Below are 9,982 nucleotides of genomic sequence, written 5' to 3'. Positions count from 1 at the left end.
GGACCGCCCGGTGCCGCGCGTACCTCAACCGCCGGCGGCGAGGATCCGCCGAGCGCGTTCCAGCACGGGCTTGTCGACCATCTGCCCGTCGACCGCGGTGACCGAATCGCCCGCTTCGACCACGGCGCGCGCCCACCGCTGCTCGCTCTCGGTAGGGGCGAACTGGGCCGTTACAGCGGCGATCTGGGTGGGGTGGATGCACAACTTCCCGGTGAAGCCCAGGCGGCGGGCGTGCGCGATGTCCGCGGTGAGGGCGTCCGAGTCCTTCACGCTGATGGTGACACCGTCGACAGGGGGGCACAGGCCTGTGGCGGCCGACGCCGAGACCAGTTTCGAGCGGGCGTACGCGAGTGCCATGTGGTCGTCAGGGGCGACGCCGAGCTGGCTGGACAGGTCGGCGTTGCCGAAAGCCAGGCGGACCGCGCCGGGCGTGGCGCACACCGCGAGCGCCCGCTCCACGCCGGCGGCCGTCTCGACCAGCGGGATCAGGGGGCACTTGCGGGCCGTACGACGGGAGAGCTGCGCCAGTACGGCGGGGTCCTCGGACTTGGGCACCATGACGGGGACGCTGAAACGGGCCGCCACTTCGAGATCGGCGTCGCTCCACGGCGTGCCCGGCGCATTGATCCTGACCACGGCGCTGTTGCCCGCGCCGAGCCATGCGGCCACGTTCTCGCGCGCCCGGTCCTTGTCCTGCGCGGCGACGGCGTCCTCGAGGTCGACGATCACCGCGTCCGCGCCGGCGGAGGCCGCCTTGGCGAACCGGTCCGGCCGGTCACCGGGGACGAACAGCAGGCTGCGGGCGGTCTCGAGCCGGCTTCGGGAGAGAGTCATGCGGGCTCTTTCGTGGATACCCCCGGCTTCAGCCGGGGAGGAAACGAAACCCTGCGGAGCAGGGCAAGGGGGCGGGGTTTCGCCGCCAAGGCGGAATGCCGGGCTCTGGCCAGCAGGTTTGATTGTCACAGGTTGACTCACTAGCTTGTGAGCGTGACCACGAACGCTGTGAAGCGGGCGTTCAAGTTCCGCTTCTATCCGACCGATGCGCAGGCAGCCGAGCTGTCACGCACGTTCGGCTGTGTCCGGAAGGTCTACAACATGGCGCTCGCCGCCCGCACCGAGGCGTGGGCGCGACAGGAACGGGTCAACTACAACCAGACCTCCGCGATGCTGACGACGTGGAAGAAGACCGGGGAACTGGCCTACCTGAACGAGGTGTCGTCGGTCCCTCTCCAGCAGGCGCTGCGGCACTTGCAGGTGGCGTTCACCCACTTCTTCGGCAAGCGAGCCAAATACCCGCGTTTCAAGTCGCGGAAGAAGTCCCGGAAGTCGGCGGAATACACCACCAGCGCCTTCCGCTACCGGGACGGCAGGCTGACCCTGGCGAAGATGAGCGAGCCGCTCGACATCGTGTGGTCCCGTCCGCTGCCCGAGGGTGCGTCGCCGTCCACGGTGACAGTGTCGCAGGACGCGGCCGGCCGCTGGTTCGTGTCCCTGCTGTGCGAGGACCCGTCCGTAAGCCCCCTGCCGGCCACGGAGCGGGCCGTCGGCATCGACGTCGGACTCGACCACCTGCTGACTCTGTCCACCGGAGAGAAGATCGCCAACCCCCGGCACGAGCGGCGTGACCGGACCCGGCTCGCGAAGGCGCAGCGGCAGCTGGCCCGCAAGGCCAAGGGCGACGGAGCCAACCGGGCCAAGGCCCGCCGCAAGGTCGCCAAGGTTCACGTCCGCATCGCCGACCGCAGGCGCGACCACCTGCACCAGCTCACCACTCGACTCGTTCGTGAAAACCAAACGATCGTGATCGAGGACCTCGCCGTTCGGAACATGGTGAAGAACGGCAGCCTGGCCCGCGCCATCAGCGATGCGGCGTGGGCCGAGTTCCGGAGCCTGCTGGAGTACAAGGCCCAGTGGTACGGCCGCGAAGTGATCGCGATCGACCGCTGGTTCCCCTCCTCCAAGCTGTGCTCCGCCTGCGGTGCCCTGCAGGACAGGATGCCGCTGCACGTCCGCACCTGGACGTGTGACTGCGGGGCGACCCACGACCGGGACGTGAACGCGGCGAAGAACATCCTGGCCGTCGGACTGACGGTGTCTGTCTGTGGAGCCGGTGTAAGACCTCAACGGAGAACTCCGGGCGGGCAGTCGGCGATGAAGCAGAAACCCCCACGGCGCGAGCCGTAGGAATCCCCCTCCTTCAGGAGGGGGAGGAAGTCAAGCGAAGGTCACCTCGGCCGTGGCGTGGCGCTGTTCACGATGCGTCGCGATGCTCAGGGAGGCGTTCCGGCCCGTTGCGGCGCCGGTCGCGAGCAGGCGCTCGCCCGCGAACGCGGGGCGTCGCAGCCGGTAGGACACGGACCGGACAGGGCGGGTGGGAGCGTTGCGACGTACCAGTTCGAGCAGGGTCAGCACCAGGAGCGGGCCGTGGACGACGAGGCCGGGGTAGCCCTCCACGCCCTGGGCGTACGGTGTGTCGTAGTGGATGCGGTGCGCGTTCGCGGTGAGGGCGCTGAACCGGAACAGCAGCGCCGGGTCCGGCTGCAGCGGGAGCTGCCAGGCGTCCTCGGAGTGCGGCCGGGCGGCGATGTCGAGATCCGCCGGATGCTGCCCCGCGCTTCGCCCCGACCGGTAGACGAGGTCCTGTTCTTCGACCACGCGCGTGGTGCCGTGCTGAAGGTACTCACTGCGCACGGTGACGAAGAGGAGTTCCCCGGTGGAGCCCTGCTTGGTCGCGACCGTGCTCACGCTGCTGACGCGCTGAGCGGGCTCACCGACGCGCAGCGGTTCGACGATCTGGCAGCGTCCTCCGGCGAACATCCGCTGCCGGTCGGGGACGGGCGGCAGGAAGTGCCCGTGACGGGGGTGTCCGTCGTCTCCCAAGTCCTGCTGCGCCGGCCACTGAAGGAAGTACAGCCAGTGCCACAGCGGGGGCAGCGCGTCACCGGCCGCAGTGGCCGGCCTCGACTGGTCCAGGAGTGCCGACAACGCGGCCACCGGGGCGGGGGACAGGACATCGTCCTCGGCGACCGCTCCAGGACTCCACGATTCCACGTAGGAGCCGAGTCCGCTCTGGACGTTGTGCATGGCTTCTCCTCAACGAGTGGCGAGGGCGGTGCGATCGGCCGCGGAGGTCGCCGAAGCGCGACAGGCCTGGTGGCGACGCCGACGGGGCGGCGGCAGGCTCATCATCATGCGCGCTGATGGGTGGTCTTGAGTAATAGAAGTCCCTGATGCCGCTATGCCTTGGCGGTATGGCCGCCTCCACGGACGTACGCCGCCCGGGCGCTGCGCGGTGGGACGGGCGCCGTCACGCTCCCTTCCCCGCGCCCCTGTCGTGCAACTCCGCGGACGGCCACCGGCCCTGTCGTACGGCCGAGTGGATCTGGCGGGACAGTTCCTTGGCCACGACCTCGGCCGCGGGCGTGACCCGCCCGGCCCGGGAGGTGCCGAGCACGATCGAGCGCCACACCTCGGGTTCACACAGCGGCGCGGCGCTCAGCGAACCGTTCGCCACGTCCTCGGCGATGCCGACGCCGGGCAGGATGGTCCAGCCGTGACCGGCCCGCACGAGCTGTTTCTGCACGAGCATGGAGTTGGTCTGGACGACCAGGTTCATCTCCACCTTGGCCTGCGCGACGGCCGCGTCGATCACCGTACGCAGTCCGTGGCCGGCCGCGGGCACCACCAGCGGATGCGACACGGCCTGCTCCAACGGGACGGGCTCGTCCGCCCGGAGCCCGGCGGACGGCGGCGCGACCGCCCACAGCCGCTCCCGCACCAGCGGTTCCACGTTGAGCGACGGTGTGCCGGCGAGGTTGTACAGCAGTGTCAGGTCCACGTCTCCCTCGTCGAGCCACTGCTGAAGGTGGCCGGAGTACGCGGTGAGCAGGCGCAGCTCGATGCCGGGGTGGTCACGGATGACGGCCGACGCGAGGGGTTCGGCCAGCAGGTCGGTGGCGCTGTCGAGCAGGCCGACGGTCACGATGCCGCTGACCACGTCCGGTGTCGGCCGGATCTCCGCGCGGGCCCGCTCCAGCTCGTTCAGGGCACGCCGGGCGCGCTCCACCATGGTCGTACCGGCCGCCGTGAGCTGCATTCCCTGCCGGGTCCGCTCGAACAGAGCGACACCCAACTCCTGCTCCAGGGTGCGGATCTGCCGGGTGACGGCCGGCTGGACCAGATGCAGCAGTTCCGCCGCGCGCGTGACACTGCCCGCCTCGGCCACCGTGACGAGCGCTCTGAGCTGTTTGAGGTCCATCGTTCCTCCGCCTCGTCCGTGCTATCTGTGCTGAGCATGGAGCCATCAAAAATCAGCATTTCACCTGCAGCCCCATGAGCATCCATGATGGCACTGCTGCCGGAACGAGGGAGGTTCCCGCACTGCACCGGCTGCACAACGGTGCATCGGGCGGCTGGAGGGCGATGCCGCACCCGTCCTCCGCGTCGGCGGATCTGCCGTATCACCCCGACGGGAGATCCGCCGACGACGAGGCCCTCCACGCAGCACGTTCCCCGCAAGGCCCTGGAAGGTCCCTGGAGGCCCGAGCATGACCGCACTTCCGCTCTCCGGTGTCACCGTCGTGAGTGTCGAGCAGGCGGTGGCGGCACCGTACGCCACCCGCCAACTGGCCGACCTCGGTGCCCGTGTGATCAAGGTGGAGCGGCCCGGGGGCGGCGACTTCGCGCGCCGTTACGACACCACGGTGCACGGCCAGTCCAGCTATTTCGTCTGGCTGAACCGGTCCAAGGAGTCGGTGACGCTGGACCTGAAGTCCCCGGCCGGCCGGGACGTACTGGAACAACTGCTGGGCCGGGCGGACGTGTTCGTACAGAACCTCGCGCCTGGTGCGGCGGCCCGTCTGGGGCTGGACGCCGAATCCCTGACGCGACGGCACTCCTCGCTGATCCCGTGCACTGTCTCCGGATACGGCACCACCGGCCCGTGGGCGGACCGCAAGGCCTACGACCTGCTCATCCAGTGTCAGACCGGCCTGGTCTCGCTGACCGGTACGCCGGAGGAGACCGCCCGGGTCGGTGTGTCGGTCGCCGACATCGCCGCGGGCATGTACGCCTACTCCGGCGTCCTGACCGCGCTCTACACACGGGCGACCACCGGTGTGGCGCGGGCCGTGGAGGTGTCGCTCTTCGAGGCGCTGGCGGAGTGGATGGGCCAGCCCGCGTACTACACACGGCACGGCGGCACCCAGCCCCCACGGCTGGGCACCCAGCACGCCACCATCGCACCGTACGGCGCCTACACCACGGCCGACGGCAAGCAGGTGCTGTTCTCCATCCAGAACGAGCGGGAGTGGGCCGCGCTGTGCGAACACGTCCTGGTCCGGCCGGAGTTGGTGGACGATCCACGGTTCGCCACTGGATCGGACCGGGTCGCCCACAGGCACGAGCTCAACGCGATCGTCGCCGAACGGTTCCTGCGGACCGGCAGCGACGAGCTGACGAAACAGCTGGACGCGGCAGGGATCGCGAACGCCGGAGTCAACGACGTACACGAATTCATCGACCACCCCGTGCTCGCCGAGCGCGGCCGCTGGCACGACGTGGCGATCCCCGGCGCCGTGGTGCCGGCCCTGCGGCCGCCGGCGGACCTGGCCGGAATCGGGCCGCGCATGGACCCCGTGCCCGCCGTCGGCGAACACACCGAGCGGGTCCTGACCGAACTGGGACTGACCGCAGCCCGGATCGAGGGACTGCGGGCCGACGGCGTCATCTGACAGCACGCCTCGGCACCGAACGACCTGAAGTACCTGAAATGCCTGAAAGACGAGGAGTACACCGTGAGCACCCTGGACGCCCTCTCCGAGGACGAACAGTTCGTTGTCAAGACCGTACGCGAGTTCGTCGACAAGGAGGTGAAGCCCGTCGTCCAGGAACTCGAGCACTCCAACACCTACCCCGAGGCCCTGATCGAGCAGATGAAGCGGCTCGGCATCTACGGGCTGGCGATTCCCGAGGAGTACGGCGGAAACCCCGTCTCCATGCCCTGCTTCGTCCTGGTCACCGAGGAACTCTCCCGTGGCTGGATGAGCCTGGCCGGCGCCATGGGCAGCCACACCGTGGTGGCCAAGCTGCTGGTGCACTTCGGCACCGAGGAGCAGAAGCGCCGCTACCTGCCGAAGATGGCCACCGGCGAGATGCGGGCCACCATGGCCCTGACCGAGCCCGGCGGCGGTTCCGACCTCCAGGCCATGCGCACCGTCGCCCGCAAGGATGCCGACGGCTATCTGGTCAACGGCTCCAAGACCTGGATCACCAACTCCCGGCGCGCCGGGCTGATCGCGCTGATGTGCAGGACCGACCCCGACGCGAGCCCCGCGCACAAGGGCATCTCGATCCTCCTCGCCGAGCACGGGCCGGGTCTCACGGTCTCCCGCGACCTGCCCAAGCTGGGCTACAAGGGCGTGGAGACCTGCGAGCTGGCCTTCGACGACTACCGCGTGCCCGCGGACGCGGTGCTCGGCGGCGTCGAGGGCAAGGGGTTCGGTCAGATGATGAAGGGTCTGGAGACCGGCCGTCTCCAGGTCGCGGCCCGCGCGCTCGGCGTCGGCCGGGCGGCGCTGGAGGACTCGCTCGCGTACGCCCAGGAGCGTGAGTCCTTCGGCAAGCCCATCTGGCAGCACCAGGCGGTCGGTCACTACCTCGCCGACATGGCCACGTCGCTGACCGCCGCCCGGCAACTGACCCTGTACGCCGCCCGGGAGGCCGAGGCCGGCCGACGGGTGGACATGGAGGCCGGCATGGCGAAGCTGTTCGCCTCCGAGACCGGCATGCAGATCGCCCTCAACGCCGTCCGTATCCACGGCGGTTACGGCTACTCGACCGAGTTCGACGTCGAGCGGTACTTCCGTGACGCTCCGCTGATGATCGTCGGCGAGGGCACCAATGAGATCCAGAAGAACGTGATCGCGGCCCAGCTCGTCAAGCGCGGCGGCCTCGACGCCTGATGGCAGGCACGAAAAACAGGAAGGCGGCCCGGGCGAGGGCTGCCATGGAGAACAGGAGCGCACCCTCATGGTGAAAATCGTTGTTTGTGTGAAGTACGTTCCTGACGCCACTGGCGACCGGCACTTCGCGGAGGACCTGACCGTCGACCGTGACGACGTGGACGGTCTGCTGTCGGAACTGGACGAGTACGCGGTCGAGCAGGCGCTGCGGATCGCCGAGAACCACGACGGCGACGCCGAGGTCATCGCGCTGACCATGGGTCCGGAGGATGCCAAGGACGCGCTGCGCAAGGCCCTTTCGATGGGCGCGGACAAGGCCGTCCACGTGGAGGACGACGATCTGCACGGCACCGACGTCATCGGTACGTCGCTGGTGCTGGCGAAGGCGATCGAGAAGGCCGGCTTCGACCTGGTGGTCTCCGGCATGGCGTCGACGGACGGCACCGCCGGCGTGGTCCCGGCGCTGCTGGCCGAGCGTCTCGGTGTGCCGCAGGTGACCCTGCTGTCCGAGGTGTCGGTCGAGGACGGCACGGTCAAGGGCCGCCGTGACACCGACTCCGCCACCGAGCGGGTGGAGGCATCCCTGCCCGCGCTGGTCTCGGTGACCGACCGGTCCGGTGAGGCGCGTTACCCGTCCTTCAAGGGAATCATGGCGGCCAAGAAGAAGCCGGTGGAGTCCTGGGACCTGTCCGACCTGGGCATCGAGGCTTACCAGGTGGGTCTCGACGGCGCCTGGACCAAGGTCGACTCGGCGGCCCAGCGTCCCGTCCGCACGGTGGGCACGATCGTGAAGGACGAGGGCGACGGCGCCAAGCAGCTCGCCGAGTTCCTCGCGGGCCAAAAGTTCGTCTAAATCGTTAGGAGTTGCTTTCCCATGGCTGAAGTTCTCGTCTACGTCGACCACGTGGACGGTGCCGTCCGCAAGCCCACCCTTGAGCTGCTGACGCTCGCCCGTCGGATCGGTGAGCCGGTCGCCGTCGCGCTGGGCGCCGGTGCGGACAGCACGGCTGCCGCGCTGGCCGAGCACGGTGCGACCCGTGTCCTCACCCACGAGGCGTCCGAGTACGCCGACTTCCTGGTCGTGCCGAAGGTGGACGCGTTGCATGCCGCCTACGACGCCGTGTCCCCGACCGCCGTGCTGGTGCCGTCCTCGGCGGAGGGCAAGGAGGTCGCGGCGCGTCTGGCGCTGCGAATCGGTGCGGGCATCGTCACCGACGCCGTCGACCTGGAGGCCGGGGAGGAGGGGCCGGTGGCGACCCAGTCGGTGTTCGCCGCCTCGTTCACGACCAAGTCCCGTGTCATCAAGGGCACTCCGGTCATCACGGTGAAGCCGAACAGCGCCGCCGTGGAGGTCGCTCCGGCGGCCGGTGCGGTCGAGGCGCTGAACGTGTCGTTCTCGGAGCAGGCGACCGGTACGAAGGTCACGGGCCGTACGCCGCGTGAGTCGACGGGCCGTCCGGAGCTGACCGAGGCCGCGATCGTGGTCTCCGGTGGCCGTGGTGTGAACGGCGCGGAGAACTTCTCGATCATCGAGGCCCTCGCCGACTCGCTCGGCGCTGCCGTCGGCGCCTCCCGCGCCGCGGTGGACGCCGGTTGGTACCCGCACACCAACCAGGTCGGCCAGACCGGCAAGTCGGTCTCGCCGCAGCTGTACATCGCCAACGGCATCTCCGGCGCGATCCAGCACCGTGCCGGCATGCAGACCTCGAAGACGATCGTCGCCGTCAACAAGGACGCCGAGGCCCCGATCTTCGAGCTGGTCGACTACGGCGTCGTCGGCGACCTCTTCGACGTCGTCCCGCAGCTGACCGAGGAGATCAAGGCCCGCAAGGGCTGACTCCCGCGAGAAACAGAAGGCGTTCTCCATGCAACTCGCCGCGATCATCGTGTCGTTGGTCCTGGCCGTGGTCGGCGCGGCACTGTTCGCCCGGGCCGTCGGCCGGATCTACCGCTTCGTGCGGCTCGGGCAGGACGTGCCCGCGGGCACCCGCACCGACAACCCGAAGCAGCGCAGTCTGACTCTGCTCAGGGAGTTCCTCGGCCACACCCGCCTCAACCGCTGGGGCGTCGTCGGCGTCGCGCACTGGTTCGTGGCGGTGGGCTTCTTCACCCTCGTCCTGACCCTGGTGAACGCCTTCGGACAGCTGTTCCAGGCCGACTGGTACATCCCGTTCATCGGGAACTGGGCACCGTACGAGGTCTTCACCGAGCTCATCGGTCTGCTCACCACGCTCGGCATCCTCACGCTCATCGGGATCCGCCAGCTGTCCCACCCGAGGCGAACGGGCCGCAAGTCGCGCTTCACGGGTTCCAACATCGGCCAGGCGTACTTCGTCGAAGCCGTCATCCTCGTCATCGGCCTGGCGATCCTGACGCTGCGCGGTCTGGAGGGCGCGCTGCACGGGGTGAGTGGGTACGAGGCCTCGTACCTGGTCTCGTACCCGTTGGTCGCAGCCTTCAAGGGGCTGAGCCTGACCACCCTGCGGAACCTGGTGTACCTGACCGCGATGATCAAGATCGGGACGTCTTTCGTCTGGATGATCACGGTCGCGCTGAAGACCGACATGGGTGTGGCCTGGCACCGGTTCCTGGCGTTCCCGAACATCTGGTTCAAGCGGAACGCCGACGGTTCGACCGCGTTGGGTGCGTTGCAGCCGATGACGTCCGGCGGCAAGCCGATCAACTTCGAGGACCCGGGCGAGGACGACGTCTTCGGCGTCTCCCAGGTCGAGCAGTTCTCCTGGAAGGGCCTGCTCGACTTCTCCACCTGCACCGAGTGCGGCCGCTGCCAGTCGCAGTGCCCCGCCTGGAACACCGGCAAGCCGCTGTCGCCGAAGCTGCTGATCATGTCGCTGCGCGACAACGCGCACGCCAAGGCCCCGTACCTGCTGGCCGGAGAATCAGGAGAGGAAGGTGCGGAAGCGCAGCGCCCGCTGATCGGCACCGCCGAGGAGAACGGCGTCATCGACCCGGACGTGCTGTGGTCCTGCACCACCTGCGGCGCCTGCGTCGAGCAGTGC

The 9,982-nt window shown here is 69.1% G+C and carries 9 protein-coding genes; 6 read left to right on the top strand and 3 right to left on the bottom strand.

What is annotated here, in order from left to right; genetic code table 11:
* Positions 1–24: 24 nt before the first annotated feature.
* Positions 25–834, bottom strand: a complete 810-nt coding sequence (locus tag ACWEN3_RS32900; RefSeq protein ID WP_452978288.1) for an HpcH/HpaI aldolase/citrate lyase family protein — start codon at positions 832–834, stop codon at positions 25–27.
* A 147-nt stretch (positions 835–981) separates the two neighbouring features.
* Here ACWEN3_RS32900 and ACWEN3_RS32895 point away from each other — a divergent pair, with 147 nt between their 5' ends.
* A complete protein-coding gene (locus tag ACWEN3_RS32895; protein ID WP_452978285.1) occupies positions 982–2,184 on the top strand; it encodes an RNA-guided endonuclease InsQ/TnpB family protein in 1,203 nt (400 codons plus the stop codon).
* A 30-nt stretch (positions 2,185–2,214) separates the two neighbouring features.
* On the opposite strand, the gene ACWEN3_RS32890 is transcribed toward ACWEN3_RS32895, so the two are convergent.
* Positions 2,215–3,084, bottom strand: coding sequence for an FAS1-like dehydratase domain-containing protein (locus ACWEN3_RS32890; protein WP_452978282.1), 870 nt, complete (start codon positions 3,082–3,084; stop codon positions 2,215–2,217).
* A gap of 223 nt (positions 3,085–3,307) precedes the next feature.
* Positions 3,308–4,258: a LysR family transcriptional regulator gene (locus tag ACWEN3_RS32885; RefSeq protein WP_452978279.1), complete on the bottom strand. Its 951-nt coding sequence runs from the start codon at positions 4,256–4,258 to the stop codon at positions 3,308–3,310.
* A 289-nt stretch (positions 4,259–4,547) separates the two neighbouring features.
* On the opposite strand from ACWEN3_RS32885, the gene ACWEN3_RS32880 reads away from it, so the two are divergent.
* From ACWEN3_RS32880 to ACWEN3_RS32860, 5 genes are all read left to right on the top strand, one after another.
* A complete protein-coding gene (locus ACWEN3_RS32880) occupies positions 4,548–5,732 on the top strand; it encodes a CaiB/BaiF CoA transferase family protein (RefSeq protein WP_452978277.1) in 1,185 nt (394 codons plus the stop codon).
* A gap of 63 nt (positions 5,733–5,795) precedes the next feature.
* Complete coding sequence (locus ACWEN3_RS32875; protein WP_452978274.1) at positions 5,796–6,962, top strand: acyl-CoA dehydrogenase family protein; 1,167 nt, start codon at positions 5,796–5,798, stop codon at positions 6,960–6,962.
* Between the two features lie 67 nt (positions 6,963–7,029).
* Positions 7,030–7,815: an electron transfer flavoprotein subunit beta/FixA family protein gene (locus ACWEN3_RS32870; RefSeq protein ID WP_452978271.1), complete on the top strand. Its 786-nt coding sequence runs from the start codon at positions 7,030–7,032 to the stop codon at positions 7,813–7,815.
* Between the two features lie 21 nt (positions 7,816–7,836).
* Positions 7,837–8,799, top strand: coding sequence for an electron transfer flavoprotein subunit alpha/FixB family protein (locus ACWEN3_RS32865; protein WP_452978268.1), 963 nt, complete (start codon positions 7,837–7,839; stop codon positions 8,797–8,799).
* Positions 8,800–8,827: 28 nt separating this feature from the next.
* On the top strand, positions 8,828–9,982 hold a 1,155-nt coding region (locus ACWEN3_RS32860), incomplete at its 3' end, for a 4Fe-4S dicluster domain-containing protein (RefSeq protein ID WP_452978266.1).

This window comes from Streptomyces sp. NPDC004561 (assembly GCF_053602155.1).
The sequence above is the reverse complement of the archived record's forward strand: the minus strand, read 5'-3'. Positions and strand labels throughout refer to the sequence as shown.

What these genes read in the sequence shown, in the direction of transcription:
- ACWEN3_RS32880 (WP_452978277.1), top strand. Translation starts at nt 4,548, where the DNA reads ATGACCGCACTTCCGCTCTCCGGTGTCACCGTCGTGAGTGTCGAGCAG.
- ACWEN3_RS32900 (WP_452978288.1), bottom strand. Translation starts at nt 834, where the DNA reads ATGACTCTCTCCCGAAGCCGGCTCGAGACCGCCCGCAGCCTGCTGTTC.
- ACWEN3_RS32870 (WP_452978271.1), top strand. Translation starts at nt 7,030, where the DNA reads ATGGTGAAAATCGTTGTTTGTGTGAAGTACGTTCCTGACGCCACTGGC.
- ACWEN3_RS32885 (WP_452978279.1), bottom strand. Translation starts at nt 4,258, where the DNA reads ATGGACCTCAAACAGCTCAGAGCGCTCGTCACGGTGGCCGAGGCGGGC.
- ACWEN3_RS32890 (WP_452978282.1), bottom strand. Translation starts at nt 3,084, where the DNA reads ATGCACAACGTCCAGAGCGGACTCGGCTCCTACGTGGAATCGTGGAGT.
- ACWEN3_RS32865 (WP_452978268.1), top strand. Translation starts at nt 7,837, where the DNA reads ATGGCTGAAGTTCTCGTCTACGTCGACCACGTGGACGGTGCCGTCCGC.